11 protein-coding genes are annotated in these 14,450 nt (G+C 55.7%); 5 read left to right on the top strand and 6 right to left on the bottom strand.

Annotated elements, in window-relative coordinates:
• Positions 1-60 precede the first annotated feature (60 nt).
• Entirely contained in the window at positions 61-972 is a 912-nt protein-coding gene (locus ACKLKD_RS03225; protein ID WP_087805098.1) for an Rpn family recombination-promoting nuclease/putative transposase, read from the top strand.
• Here the strand turns inward: ACKLKD_RS03225 and ACKLKD_RS03220 are convergent.
• From ACKLKD_RS03220 to bglK, 5 genes are all read right to left on the bottom strand, one after another.
• The gene (locus ACKLKD_RS03220; RefSeq protein WP_020947395.1) at positions 969-1,670 is read right to left on the bottom strand and encodes a DnaA inactivator Hda; all 702 of its coding nucleotides are present in this window, start codon (positions 1,668-1,670) and stop codon (positions 969-971) included. The two genes, ACKLKD_RS03225 and ACKLKD_RS03220, sit on opposite strands and share 4 nt — an antisense overlap.
• Positions 1,671-1,768: 98 nt before the next feature.
• On the bottom strand, positions 1,769-3,055 hold the full coding sequence (gene uraA / locus ACKLKD_RS03215; RefSeq protein WP_080896860.1) for a uracil permease: 1,287 nt from the start codon (positions 3,053-3,055) through the stop codon (positions 1,769-1,771).
• Positions 3,056-3,141: 86 nt separating this feature from the next.
• The gene (gene upp / locus ACKLKD_RS03210; RefSeq protein ID WP_025711494.1) at positions 3,142-3,768 is read right to left on the bottom strand and encodes a uracil phosphoribosyltransferase; all 627 of its coding nucleotides are present in this window, start codon (positions 3,766-3,768) and stop codon (positions 3,142-3,144) included.
• A gap of 216 nt (positions 3,769-3,984) precedes the next feature.
• Positions 3,985-5,418 carry a 6-phospho-beta-glucosidase gene (locus ACKLKD_RS03205; RefSeq protein WP_087805100.1) on the bottom strand — a complete coding sequence of 478 codons (1,434 nt, stop codon included), beginning with the start codon at positions 5,416-5,418 and terminating at the stop codon, positions 3,985-3,987.
• A gap of 9 nt (positions 5,419-5,427) precedes the next feature.
• A complete protein-coding gene (gene bglK, locus ACKLKD_RS03200; RefSeq protein ID WP_025711496.1) occupies positions 5,428-6,321 on the bottom strand; it encodes a beta-glucoside kinase BglK in 894 nt (297 codons plus the stop codon).
• Between the two features lie 263 nt (positions 6,322-6,584).
• On the opposite strand from bglK, the gene purM reads away from it, so the two are divergent.
• The 4 genes from purM (at position 6,585) to ppx (ending at position 12,038) form a co-directional block, all read left to right on the top strand.
• Positions 6,585-7,622 carry a phosphoribosylformylglycinamidine cyclo-ligase gene (gene purM / locus ACKLKD_RS03195; protein ID WP_025711497.1) on the top strand — a complete coding sequence of 346 codons (1,038 nt, stop codon included), beginning with the start codon at positions 6,585-6,587 and terminating at the stop codon, positions 7,620-7,622.
• The gene (gene purN / locus ACKLKD_RS03190; protein WP_087805102.1) at positions 7,619-8,260 is read left to right on the top strand and encodes a phosphoribosylglycinamide formyltransferase; all 642 of its coding nucleotides are present in this window, start codon (positions 7,619-7,621) and stop codon (positions 8,258-8,260) included. Before purM ends, purN begins: the two co-directional genes overlap by 4 nt.
• Positions 8,261-8,441: 181 nt before the next feature.
• A complete protein-coding gene (ppk1, locus tag ACKLKD_RS03185) occupies positions 8,442-10,502 on the top strand; it encodes a polyphosphate kinase 1 (protein WP_002913838.1) in 2,061 nt (686 codons plus the stop codon).
• 3 nt (positions 10,503-10,505) lie between these two features.
• Positions 10,506-12,038, top strand: a complete 1,533-nt coding sequence (gene ppx / locus ACKLKD_RS03180) for an exopolyphosphatase (protein ID WP_025711500.1) — start codon at positions 10,506-10,508, stop codon at positions 12,036-12,038.
• Between the two features lie 54 nt (positions 12,039-12,092).
• Here the strand turns inward: ppx and ACKLKD_RS03175 are convergent, their stop codons facing one another.
• Positions 12,093-14,321: an EAL domain-containing protein gene (locus ACKLKD_RS03175; RefSeq protein WP_025711501.1), complete on the bottom strand. Its 2,229-nt coding sequence runs from the start codon at positions 14,319-14,321 to the stop codon at positions 12,093-12,095.
• Positions 14,322-14,450: the final 129 nt, after the last annotated feature.

Here is a 14,450-nt window from a genome sequence, read left to right as displayed (position 1 = left end):
CGCGCGCCCGCCGGGCGGTGTTAGTGTTCATCCATCACGCAATCCACTGGACGGATGAACATGAAAAAACCGACCCCCACGCCCCATGACGCCGTATTTAAGACCTACCTCTCCCATCCCGAAACCGCCCGTGATTTCCTGCAACTGTATCTGCCCAAGACGCTGCTTGAGGTGTGCGATCTGCGTACGCTGCATCTCGAGTCAGGACATTTTGTCGAAGACGATCTGCGTCCTTTTTATGCCGACATTTTGTATTCCCTGAAAACCACGGCGGGAGATGGCTATATTTATGCGCTGATCGAACACCAGAGCACGCCCGACCGGCATATGGCCTTTCGTCTAATGCGCTACGCCATTGCCGCCATGCAGCGCCATCTCGATGCCGGCCACGATCGCCTGCCGCTGGTGATCCCTGTCCTCTTCTACCATGGCCTGGTAAGCCCTTATCCATTCTCTCTTCGCTGGCTCGATGAATTCGCCGCCCCGGAACTGGCCAGCCGCCTTTATCACGAAGCGTTTCCGCTGGCGGACATTACCGTTATTCCGGATGACGATATTGCCACCCACCAGCGCATGGCGACGCTGGAGTTACTGCAAAAACATATTCGACAACGCGATCTGGCGCAGCTCCTCGACAAGCTCAGCGAATTATTATTGACTGGACTGGCGACGCAATCGCAGGTACAAGCCCTGATGCACTATCTGGTACAGGCAGGCAATACGCGCGAGCCAATCAAGTTCATTCGCGAACTGGCGTTACGTACGCCGCAGCACAAGGAGACGTTGATGACGATTGCGGAATATCTGGAACAACAAGGGCTGGAGCGGGGGCTGGCGCAAGGCCGTCAGGAAGGCCGAAAAGAAGAGGCGCAACGTATCGCCGCCGCCATGCTACACAGCGGCCTTCCGCGCGACCTGGTCGCCCGGTTAACCGGGCTGACGGAGCTGGAGCTGCCCCCGCTGACGGACTAAAGCTTAAGGATCTCTTTCACGAAGGGGATGGTCAGCTTACGCTGAGCGGTAATTGACGCATGATCCAGCTGGTCGAGGGTCATAAACAGCGAGCGCATCTCGCGATCCAGTCGCTTTAGCAAGAAGCGGCACACGTCTTCCGGCATTTCGAAGCCGCGAAGTCTGGCGCGCAGCTGCAGCGCCTGCAGTTTGTCTTCATCGGACAGCGGCTGCAGCTTGTAGATTTGCCCCCAGTCCAGCCGTGAGGCGAGATCCGGCAGACCAAGATTCAGTTGCCGCGGCGGCCGATCGCCGGTGATCAGCAGCCGGGTTTTGCCTGATTCCAGGATCCGGTTGTAGAGATTAAAGATAGCCATCTCCCAGGGCTCATCGCCGGCGACGCACTCGATGTTATCGATGCAGACCAGCGCCAGCTGTTCCATCCCCTCCAGCACCTCCGGCACAAACCACGTCCGTTTATCCAGCGGCACATAGCCCACCGCATCCCCGCGCTGGGAAAGCTCCGCGCAGGCGGCGTGTAACAGGTGGCTGCGACCTGCCCCTTCACGTGACCAGATATAAATGTACCCGCTGTGTTCCTGGCGTAGTACGTTCTGGAGGGCAGCAAGTAGGGAAGGATTATCACCCGGCCAGAAACTCGCGAAGGTTTCGTCGTCAGGAAGATACAGTGGCAAAGAGAGCTGTGCCGGTGCGTTCAGATGGACCTCAACATAGGCTTACAGAAAAACGCGAAGAGTTTACCACAGATTTAGGTCCGGAGAGAACCGGGCGGGATCGCCGCCCGGTCAGGAGATCGTTATTTAACCTCTTCGCTATCCGCCGCGTCGAGGACCACCTCTTCCGGACGCAGGACACTGATAAGCTTGAAAATCAGGCTGAGTGCGATGCCCACGATGGTCGCCAGCGCCATCCCTTTCAGCTCGGCGGCGCCAATGTGCACTTTAGCGCCGCTAACGCCGATGATCAGGATCACGGAGGTGAGGATCAGATTCTGCGCTTTACTGTAATCCACCTTCGATTCAATCAGTACGCGGATCCCCGAGGCGCCAATCACCCCGTACAGCAGCAGGGACACGCCGCCCATCACCGGCACCGGGATGATCTGGATAGCCGCCGCCAGTTTGCCGACGCAGGAGAGCAGAATCGCAATGATCGCCGCGCCGCCGATTACCCAGGTGCTGTAGACCCGGGTAATCGCCATCACACCGATATTTTCCCCGTAGGTGGTGTTGGGCGTCGAACCGAAGAAGCCGGAAACGATCGTCGACAGGCCGTTGGCAAACATCGAACGATGCAGGCCCGGGTCGCGGATCAGATCGCGCTTAACGATATTGGCGGTCACCACCAGATGCCCCACGTGCTCGGCAATCACCACCAGCGCGGCAGGCAGAATGGTGAAGATAGCAAACCACTCAAAGCGCGGGGTGTAGAAAGTCGGCAGCGCGAACCAGTGCGCCTCGGCGATCGGGGTGGTATCGACCACGCCCATCACAAACGACAGCGCATAGCCCACCAGCACGCCGATCAGGATCGGGATAATTGCCAGGAAGCCGCGGAACAGCACGGAGCCGAACACCGTCACCGCCAGCGTCACCATCGAGATAATAATGGTTTTACTGTCCGGTGACTGGCCGTCGGCTGGCAGCAGCCCAGCCATATTAGCCGCCACGCCCGCCAGTTCGAGGCCGATAACCGCCACGATGGCGCCCATCGCCGCCGGCGGGAACATCACATCCAGCCAGCCGGTACCCGCTTTTTTGACAATAAAGGAGACGATGCAGAACAGGACGCCGCACATAATAAAGCCGCCCAGCGCCACTTCGTAGCCCAGCGGCAACAGCAGCAGCACCGGGGAGATAAAGGCGAAACTCGATCCGAGATAGGCGGGAATTTTTCCTTTACAGATAAAGAGGTACAACAGCGTACCGATGCCGTTGAACAGCAGGACGGTGGCCGGGTTAATGTGGAACAGGATTGGCACCAGCACCGTTGCGCCAAACATGGCGAACAGGTGCTGCAAACTAAGCGGGATAGTCTGTAAAAGCGGCGGTCTTTCACTAACCCCGATAGCACGGCGCGTCATAATGTTTTCCTCTGAGATGGTTAGTTATGTGTGTTTTATTCAAAAAAAAGCCGACTCTCAAAGTCGGCTTATTTATCGTTATTCGATTATTTCGTTCCAAAAATCTTGTCGCCGGCATCGCCGAGGCCGGGAATGATGTATCCATGTTCATTCAGCCCCTTATCGACAGAGGCGGTGTACAGTTCAACGTCCGGGTGCGCTTTCTCCAGCGCGGCAATCCCTTCCGGTGCCGCCACCAGTACCAGCACCTTGATGCTGGAGCAGCCGGCGTTTTTCAGCAGATCGATTGTGGCGATCATCGACCCACCGGTGGCCAGCATCGGGTCAACCACCAGCGCCATACGCTCATCAATGTTGGACACCAGCTTCTGGAAGTAAGGCACCGGCTCGAGGGTTTCTTCGTTGCGATAGATACCGACCACGCTAATACGCGCGCTCGGCACGTGCTCCAGCACCCCTTCCATCATGCCGAGGCCGGCGCGCAGGATAGGCACAACGGTAATTTTCTTGCCCTTGATCTGCTCGACTTCCACCGGACCGTTCCAGCCTTCAATAGTGACTTTCTCAGTCTCCAGATCGGCGGTGGCTTCATAAGTCAGTAAGCTGCCCACTTCTGAGGCGAGTTCACGGAAGCGTTTGGTGCTGATGTCGTGCTCGCGCATCAGGCCCAGCTTGTGTTTGACGAGTGGGTGTTTGACTTCCACAATCTTCATTCTCTTTCTCCTCTGAGGGGCAGCCACAAAAAAAATCGCGGGATTATACCGCTTTTTTCGGATTAGGCCATACCCATCTTGCTTGACGTATATCAAGCAAAGTGATTTAGAGACAAAAAAACCGGAGGCGAGGCTCCGGCTTAGCTGCGGGTGCAGTCCATACGCTTACGCGGGCCTACGTGTATTGTAGGTCGGTTAAGCGTTAGCGCCACCCGACTACGACAGGTTCTCCCCGTTGCTGGCAATCACCTGCTGATACCAGGCAAACGACTTTTTCCGGCTACGGGCCAGCGTGCCGTTCCCTTCATTATCTTTATCGACATAAATGAAGCCGTAGCGTTTTTTCATTTCCCCCGTCCCGGCGGAAACCAGATCGATGCAGCCCCACGGAGTGTAACCCATCAGGTCGACACCATCCTCGACCACCGCCTTTTTCATCTCCGCGATATGGGCGGAGAGATAATCGATACGATACTGGTCATTGACGCTGCCGTCCGCTTCACGGACATCGATCGCGCCAAAACCATTTTCGACAATAAACAGCGGCAACTGGTAGTGATCCCAGAACCAGTTCAGCGAATAGCGCAGGCCAACCGGATCAATCTGCCATCCCCAGTCCGACTTTTTCACATACGGGTTGGAGACCAGGCTGGTGGTTTCATCATAGTCGAGCAAGGGGTTATCTTCGGTGGCTTTGGTGGCGAACGACATATAGTAGCTAAAACCAATGTAGTCGACACAGCCCTCGGTTAGCGCCTGGCGATCGGCCTCGGTGATATCGAGGGTAAAGCCGCGGCGGGCAAAATAGTTGAGCAGATGCTGCGGGTAGCGGCCACGCACGTGGACGTCGGTGAACCAGTAACGACGGTGCATGGCGTTCATCGCCATCATCATATCGTCCGGCGCGCAGGTCAGCGGGTAGATCGGACACATAGCGATCATGCAGCCAATCTGCAGCGCCGGATTGATCTCACGCGCCGCTTTTACCGCCAGGGCGCTGGCTACCAGCTCATAATGGGCAGCCTGGTACATCACCGGCTCCCGGTCTTCACCCGGTAAATACTTCAGGCCGGAGTTGGTGAAGGGGGCAAAGTCCTCATGGAAGTTGGCCTGGTTGTTGATCTCGTTAAAGGTCATCCAGTACTTCACTTTATGCTGATAGCGGGTGAAGACGACCCTGGCGAAACGCACGAAAAAGTCGATCAGCTTGCGGTTGCGCCAGCCGCCGTACTCGGTGACCAGGTGATAAGGCATTTCAAAATGCGACAACGTAATGACTGGCTCAATACCGTGTTTCAGACACTCATCGAACAGATCATCGTAAAACTGCAGGCCAGCCTCGTTCGGCTCCAGCTCATCGCCCTGCGGGAAAATACGCGTCCAGGCAATCGAGGTGCGGAAACATTTGAAGCCCATCTCGGCAAACAGCGCCAGGTCCTCCGGGTAACGATGATAAAAATCGATCGCCTCATGGTTCGGGTAGTTTTTCCCCGCCACCACCCCGTCAGTGATTTCCCGCGGCACGCCGTGAGCGCCAGCGGTCATCACGTCCGCGACGCTGATCCCCTTGCCACCTTCCTGCCAGCCGCCCTCTAACTGATGCGCCGCAACCGCGCCGCCCCACAGAAAACCTTCTTTAAATCCGGACATAGTCTCTCCCTAATGTCGATCGTCGCCAGGCGAACGATAGTGCTGATTGAAATGGTAAACCGCGCCAATCAGGCCGGCATCGTTGCCGTGACTGACGGTATCGAGATAGTCGGCAATGCCGAACCAGGCCAGATGCTCCTTTAGCAGCGCCAGAAACCCTGGACGTTCCACAATGCCGCCGCCGATAAATATGGTCTGCGGATCGAAGATATTGACGAGGTTATAGAGGCCCTGACCGAGGCCATTGAAGAACTCGGCGACCAGTCGCTGGCAGGCCGGGTCGCCGGCGTCATAACGGTCGAAAATCATTTCGCCAGTCACACTGTCCAGCGGCGCGCCAATATGTTCCGCATAGCGATGGCGCAGCACCCGCAGGGTGCAGTTCTCATTCATCGAATAGCGACGAGGATCGCGTCCGCCGGGACGGTCGGTGAGCATATAGCCGAATTCGCCGGCACGAAAACGCGCCCCGTGGATCAGCTGGTGTTGGCAATAAATCGCCCCACCAATGCCGGTGCCAATGGTGAGTACCAGAAAATTGGCCATCTCTGCCGCTTTGCCCTGCCAGCGCTCGGCCAGCAGCACACAGTTAGCGTCATTTTCCACCGCGACCGGCAGCCCTGTTCGGGCCTCGAGCCACGCTTTCATGGCGAAGTTATCAAATCGACGAATAGCGCCGCCCATGGTGATAAAGCCGCTATGCGGGTCGACATAGCCTGGCGCGCTAACGGCGATACCGCCGCAAGAGGGATGAGCCGCCAGCCACGACAGCATCGTCTGTAAGATGTGCTCACCATCGCTGTCATTGATTGACTGCTTCGCGGTTTCCAGCAGCCTGCCGTCCTGAGCCATCACGCCCATCTTTAACGCGGTGCCACCAATATCAAATGCCGCAATCTCCATTCATCCCTCCCCTGGCGTGCATAAATAACCGATCTAACGCGCGGCGAATCACCACAGAAACCGGTTTCAGTCGTATGATGAGGATTCCTTTACGCTGAGGCAAGCACAAGACTGTACCCGGTTTCATTTTCGTGAGCAGTATCAAATTTAACCATTCATCAGCGGTTTTACGCCAACTGTAAAGCAGGCTCGCAAACGTTTGCTTTCCCTGTTAGAATTGCGCCGATTTTTCTTGCTTACCGCAAACGCGTGGAGACTTCGCAGTGACCGATAAAACCTCTCTCAGCTATAAAGATGCCGGCGTGGATATTGATGCAGGCAACGCTCTCGTCGACCGTATTAAGGGCGTGGTGAAGAAAACCCGTCGCCCGGAAGTGATGGGGGGACTGGGCGGATTCGGCGCGCTGTGCGCACTGCCGCAGAAATACCGCGAGCCGGTACTGGTCTCCGGCACCGACGGCGTCGGTACCAAGCTGCGTCTGGCAATGGATCTGAAGCGTCACGACACTATCGGCATCGATCTGGTCGCTATGTGTGTGAACGACCTGGTGGTTCAGGGTGCTGAGCCGCTGTTTTTCCTGGATTATTACGCGACCGGTAAACTGGACGTCGATACCGCGGCCAGCGTCATTAACGGCATCGCCGAAGGCTGCCTGCAGTCCGGTTGCGCGCTGGTAGGGGGTGAAACCGCTGAGATGCCAGGGATGTATCACGGTGACGATTACGACGTAGCGGGTTTCTGCGTCGGGGTGGTGGAAAAATCAGAAATCATCGACGGCAGCAAAGTGGCCGACGGCGACGTGCTGGTGGCGCTGGCCTCCAGCGGCCCGCATTCCAACGGCTACTCGCTGGTACGTAAAATTATCGAAGTCAGCGGCGTCGACCCGCAGACCACCGACCTTGACGGCAAACCGCTGGCCGACCATCTGCTGGCGCCGACCCGCATCTATGTGAAATCGGTGCTCGATCTGATCGCCAGCGTCGACGTCCACGCTATCGCCCACCTGACCGGCGGCGGCTTCTGGGAAAACATCCCGCGTGTGCTGCCGGACAACACCCAGGCGGTGATTGATGAGTCCTCCTGGCAGTGGCCATCCGTCTTCAACTGGCTGCAAACCGCGGGTAACGTCAGCCAGCATGAGATGTACCGCACCTTTAACTGCGGCGTGGGGATGGTTATTGCCCTGCCGGCAGCGGAAGCGGACAAAGCGATTGCTCTGCTGAACGAGAAAGGTGAAAGCGCGTGGAAAATCGGGTATATCAAAGCCTCCGATTCCGAACAGCGTGTGGTCATTGCATGAAAAACATCGTGGTGCTGATTTCCGGTAGCGGCAGCAATTTGCAGGCGATCATCGACGCCTGCGGCCGGAAACAGATAAACGGCACCCTGCGTGCGGTATTCAGTAACAAGGCCGATGCGTTCGGCCTTGAGCGCGCGCGCGCGGCCGGCATTCCAGCCCATGCACTGGCGCAAAGTCAGTTTGCCGACCGGGAAGCGTTCGATCGTCAGCTGATGCATGAAATCGACGCCTACGCCCCGGATCTGGTGGTACTGGCGGGCTATATGCGTATCCTCAGCCCGGCATTCGTCAGCCACTATCAGGGACGCCTGCTCAATATTCATCCTTCGTTACTGCCGAAGTACCCTGGCCTGCACACCCATCGCCAGGTGCTGGAGAACGGTGACGAGGAGCACGGCACCTCGGTGCATTTCGTCACCGATGAGCTCGACGGTGGGCCAGTTATCCTGCAGGCCAAAGTGCCGGTCTTCGCCGGCGATAGCGAAGATGAGGTCACGGCGCGGGTTCAGACCCAGGAACATGCCATTTATCCGCTGGTCATTAGCTGGTTCGTCGATGGGCGTCTGCGTATGGAAGGCAACCACGCCTGGCTGGATGAGCGACAGCTTCCCCCCCAGGGTTATGCCGCCGAAGAATAAACCCCAGCCCTGCGTTTCCACACCGCGGGGCTTTTTTTTTTCATTAAAATTGTTTATTAATCAATCATCTCACAGAAATATTTCTTCTTACTGTCATATTGTTGTGACACAGTAAATCGCTATGCAGAAAAATTCGTCATAATAGTCTACGTCCTGTGAGTAAAACGGAGTGTGAGCGGTAATGGGCCAGGAAAAGCTATACATCGAAAAAGAACTCAGCTGGTTGTCTTTTAACGAGCGCGTGCTGCAGGAAGCGGCGGACAAGAGTAACCCGCTGATTGAGCGCATGCGCTTCTTAGGGATCTACTCCAACAACCTTGATGAATTTTACAAAGTACGCTTCGCCGAGCTTAAGCGGCGGATTATTATCAGTGAAGAACAAGGCAGTACCGCCCATTCTCGCCACCTGTTAGGCAAAATTCAGGCCCGGGTTCTGAAGGCCGACCAGGAATTTGATAGTCTGTACAACGAACTGCTGCTGGAGATGGCGCGTAACCAGATTTTCCTCATCAACGAACGTCAGCTGTCCGTCAATCAGCAGGCCTGGCTGCGCAACTACTTCAAGCAGTATTTACGCCAGCACATCTCGCCGATCCTGATTAACCGTGAAACCGACCTCGTGCAGTTTCTGAAAGATGATTACACCTATCTGGCGGTGGAGATTATCCGCGGGGAAAACATCAACTATGCCCTGCTGGAAATCCCGTCAGATAAAGTGCCGCGCTTCGTGAATCTGCCGCCGGAAGCGCCGCGCCGTCGCAAACCGATGATTTTACTGGATAACATCCTGCGCTATTGCCTGGATGATATTTTTAAAGGCTTCTTCGATTACGATGCGCTGAACGCCTACTCGATGAAGATGACCCGTGACGCCGAGTACGATCTGGTGCATGAAATGGAGTCGAGCCTGATGGAGCTGATGTCTTCCAGCCTCAAGCAGCGCCTGACCGCCGAGCCGGTTCGCTTCGTCTACCAGCGCGATATGCCGGACGCGATGGTCGAAATGCTGCGTGATAAGCTCTCCATTTCCAACTATGACTCAATGCTGCCGGGTGGTCGCTACCACAACTTTAAAGACTTTATCGGTTTCCCGAATGTCGGTAAGGCCAATCTGGTGAATAAACCCATGCCGCGTTTGCGTCATCTGTGGTTTGATAAATTCCGCAACGGCTTCGACGCCATTCGCGAACGCGATGTGCTGCTCTACTACCCCTATCACACTTTTGAGCACGTGCTGGAGCTGCTGCGCCAGGCCTCGTTCGACCCCAGCGTACTGGCGATCAAAATCAACATCTACCGGGTGGCCAAGGATTCGCGCATCATCGACGCGATGATCCACGCCGCCCACAACGGTAAAAAAGTGACCGTGGTGGTGGAGCTGCAGGCGCGCTTCGATGAAGAAGCCAACATTCACTGGGCGAAACGCCTGACGGAAGCGGGGGTCCACGTGATCTTCTCCGCGCCGGGGCTGAAGATCCACGCCAAGCTGTTCCTTATCTCACGTAAGGAAGGCGATGAAGTGGTGCGCTACGCCCACATCGGCACCGGAAACTTCAACGAAAAGACCGCGCGGATCTACACCGACTATTCACTGTTAACCGCCGATGCGCGCATTACCAATGAAGTCCGCCGCGTGTTTAACTTTATCGAAAACCCCTACCGCCCGGTAAGCTTCGATTACCTGCTGGTGTCGCCGCAGAACTCGCGCCGTCTGCTGTATGAGATGATCGACCGCGAGATCGCCAATGCGCAGAACGGGCAACCGTCCGGGATTACGCTGAAGCTGAACAACCTGGTGGATAAAGGGCTGGTGGACAGACTGTACGCCGCCTCCAGCTCCGGCGTGCCGGTCAATCTGTTGATCCGCGGCATGTGCTCGCTGATCCCTGGACTGGAAGGTATCAGTGAAAATATTCGCGTCATCAGCATTGTCGACCGTTTCCTGGAGCACGACCGGGTCTACTGTTTTGAAAATGGTGGCGATAAACAGGTCTGGCTCTCCTCTGCCGACTGGATGACGCGTAATATTGATTATCGTATTGAAGTTGCCGCTCCCCTGCTTGATCCACGTCTGAAGCAGCGGGTACTGGATATTTTTGATATCTTGTTCAACGATACGGTAAAAGCGCGCTATCTTGATAAAGAACTGAGTAATCGCTATGTGCCGCGCGGCAATCGCCGTAAAGTACGCGCACAAATGGCGATTTACGATTATCTCAAATCACTCGAACAACCCGACTAACCTATGCCACTAAACGAAAAAACCCCTCGGCCGCAGGAATTCGCTGCGGTCGACCTTGGTTCGAACAGTTTTCATATGGTGATCGCCCGTGTCGTCGATGGCGCCATGCAGATCATTGGACGCCTGAAACAACGCGTACATCTGGCCGATGGCCTCGATGAAAACTCGGTGTTGAGCGAAGAAGCCATGACCCGCGGGCTGAACTGCCTGTCGCTGTTTGCCGAACGTCTGCAGGGGTTCTCCCCCTCCAGCGTTTGCATCGTCGGAACGCATACGCTGCGTCAGGCGACCAACGCGGCAGAGTTTCTTAAACGCGCTGAAAAAGTGATCCCCTACCCGATCGAGATCATCTCCGGTAATGAAGAAGCGCGCCTGATTTTTATGGGCGTTGAGCATACGCAGCCGGAACGCGGACGCAAACTGGTGATTGACATCGGCGGTGGTTCAACCGAGCTGGTTATCGGTGAAGATTTCGAGCCCCGGCTGGTAGAAAGCCGCCGCATGGGCTGCGTGAGCTTCTCGCAGGCCTACTTCCCCGGCGGAACCATCAACAAAGAGAATTTCCAGCGTGCTCGCCTGGCGGCGGTCCAGAAGCTGGAGACGCTGGCCTGGCAGTTCCGTATTCAGGGCTGGACCGTGGCGCTGGGCGCCTCCGGCACCATCAAAGCCGCGCAGGAAGTACTGGTGGCCATGGGTGAGAAGGACGGATTTATAACGCCAGAGCGCCTCGAAATGCTGGTCAGTGAGCTGTTAAAGCATAAAAACTTCGACGCGCTCAGTCTGCCCGGTCTCTCTGAAGATCGCAAAGCGGTCTTTGCCCCCGGGCTGGCGATTCTGTGCGGCGTGTTTGACGCGCTGGCCATTAAAGAGCTTCGTCTGTCCGATGGGGCGCTGCGCGAAGGCGTGCTGTACGAAATGGAAGGCCGCTTCCGCCATCAGGATATTCGCAGCCGTACAGCACAGAGCCTGGCGAATCAGTACAATATCGATCGCGAACAGGCGCGCCGGGTGCTGGAAACCACCACCCATATGCTCGAGCAGTGGCAGGAGCAGAATCCCAAGCTGGCCAATCCGCACCTCGCGGCGCTGCTGAAGTGGGCGGTGATGCTCCATGAGGTGGGACTGAATATCAACCACAGCGGCATGCATCGCCACTCGGCCTATATTTTGCAGAACAGCGACCTGCCGGGTTTCAACCAGGAGCAGCAGATGCTGATGGCCACCCTGGTGCGCTATCATCGCAAAGCGATAAAACTCGACGACCTGCCGCGCTTTACGTTGTTCAGGAAAAAGCAGTTTCTGCCGCTGATCCAGCTGCTGCGCCTGGGCGTGCTGCTGAATAACCAGCGTCAGGCCACCACGACACCGCCAACCCTGCGGCTGCAAACGGAAGCTCACCACTGGACGCTGACGTTTCCGCACGACTGGTTTAGCCAGAACGCGCTGGTGCTGCTGGATCTGGAAAAAGAGCAGCAGTACTGGGAAGGCGTGCCTGAGTGGCTGCTGAAGATCGCTGAAGAAGAGCCAGACGCCTGACCAAATCGGTGGATATCATCAGAGCCGGGCCATCGCGCCCGGCTTTTTATTACTTCAGGCGGTCATCCCCTCCGCCAGTTGCGCCAGGGGAACCGGTACGCCGATATCATAACCCTGCATATAATCGATCCCCAACTCGATTACCGCCTGGCGTATCTCCGGCGACTCCACATATTCGGCCACCACCTGCATGTTCTTCATGCGCGCCAGACGACAAATAGAGTCCACCACCTGGTAATCGAGACTGCTGGCAAGCAGATTGCGAATAAAGCTGCCGTCAATCTTCAGGATGTCGACGTTCATGGTTTTCAGGCGAGCATAGCTGGCGTAGCCAGTACCGAAATCATCAATCGCCACCCGGCAGCCCAACGCCCGCAGATGCTCTAATGTCTGACAGACCAGTTCCGGGTTACTGAGCGCATAGTTCTCGGTTAGCTCGAAAATAATCTGCCAGGGCTCTATGTTGTAAGTCTGCAGCAGATCTTCCACCTCCCGGGGAAACTGGCTGCGGCTCAGAGAAACAGGAGAGAGATTGACCGCAAGCCGCAGGCCAGGCAGCGCCTGCCGGTTGGTATCCATAAAGTCCAGCGTGTGCTTGATGACCCACTGATCCACTCGTGAGGAAAGGCCAAATTCGTGCGCCACCGGCAGGAACGCGTTTGGCCCGATCAGTTCACCCGACTCTCCTTGCATTCGCAGCAAAACTTCGTGGTAGCGATCGCCACGAATGCCCTGAATAGGCTGCGCCATCAGGACAAAATGGTCTTGTTCCAGCGCCTTGAGGATGCGGTTCATCATCACGACTTTATCTTTCAGATCCTGCTGAACATGACCGGCGCCACGGCGCTGCATATTTTCCGGATGACCGCTGGCCAGCGACATGTCGGCAATGGTGTTCAGCTCACCAAGCAGCAGATACAGATGCTTGACCGGCGAACGAACGTTGCAGTAGCTCATGCCAATCCGCGGCTGCAGGGGAACCCCATCCCAGTGAAAACGAAACTGCCGCAGGGAACGGTCAATTAAGTGAATGCGTGCCTGGTGCCCCTCACTGTTGAGGCGAAAAACTAAATCATGGCCGGCAAGGTGATAAACCGCCTCATTAGGCTGCAGCAGCGCGCTCAGGTGGTTCGCCAGCATTTGCTTATACTGAATGCGTAACAATACGCCGTAATGGCGCCCCAGCAGCTCCAGTTCAGGAATACGTAGAAAACACAACGTCGACCAGCTCGTACTGTTGAGCGCCCGGCTCAACGCCCGCAGATTAGGCATGTGTACGACCGGGTCAAGGAATGCCATCTGCCGGACGCGAGCGTAGATCAACCGCTGCTGTGTCGCCAGCATCGCCGTATAGGCAACAATAAACGAAAATACCAGATAGCTTGAGGAGGTGATTGCCAGCTGTGTGTTATAGCTCGGATACACCGGTAAATAGCGGTAATGAAAATGAATTACGGTGATCAGCACTGGCGTCCAGATCAGCGAGATAAAGCGATAGCCAAAACGCATCGCCCCCCAGAGCATCACAGGCATAAGCAATGACAATGTATAATTCGTGCTAAATATTGTGCTGGTATTATTTAATGGCATCAATAATAACCCGAGCAACAAAATTAATATTGCCACCCAGCAAAAGATTTCCAGCTTTTTTATTTTTGGATCAATTTGTAACCGAATTTGCGAAATAAAGCCGCGAACATGAAAAGGATTACGAATGATCCGCAGCAGCAAATAACACAACGGTACCCCCGTCAGACATCCCACCATCAGCGCCTGAAAGGTAATTAACGACCGTAAACTAAACGGCGTAATGCCGGTCATCTCCGTCGTGCGCGGATGAAGGCCCAGATATTCGGCGATCTGGGACAGAATCAGAAAAATGACCGAGGGGAGTAGCATTTGCCAGAACAGACGATGCGGCATCAGTTTGACGTTACCATGCGAAACCTGCTGGCGTCGCGGTACAAAAATACGGTATCCGCCCCAGCAGAGCACGCAGGGAATGAGAAAATGGAATAACATGCCTATCGCCTGCTCGGGCGCCATGCCGTTGGCCAGAGTTAACAACAGGCCGATAATAATGCCCGGAATTGCCGCCCAGCCAAAAAACATCATCAGGCTGAGAACCAGCGCCAGGGGAAGATAATACAGGAATACCATATGACCATTCAGCATGGTAAATGTATTCGCCCATCTGGCAAGAGGTAATAACAGCGTTGGCAGGATAAGCGGCAAGGCCCACCATTTGTCACGATATTGTTGATAGTATTTTAATAAATTCATAGGTGCTCTACAGAGAGCCTCTGCTCCCGCGAGGCATATTCAGGCAGGCATCCAACCACCCCATGCTGACCGTAAAAGTAATAACGATACGGTAATGTCCGCTGATTTTAGTGGTCAAGAGAATGAGTC

This window comes from Klebsiella sp. 10982 (assembly GCF_048589245.1).
Classification (GTDB): Bacteria; Pseudomonadota; Gammaproteobacteria; order Enterobacterales; family Enterobacteriaceae; genus Klebsiella; species Klebsiella quasivariicola.
This window is presented reverse-complemented; position numbering and strand designations above follow the sequence as displayed.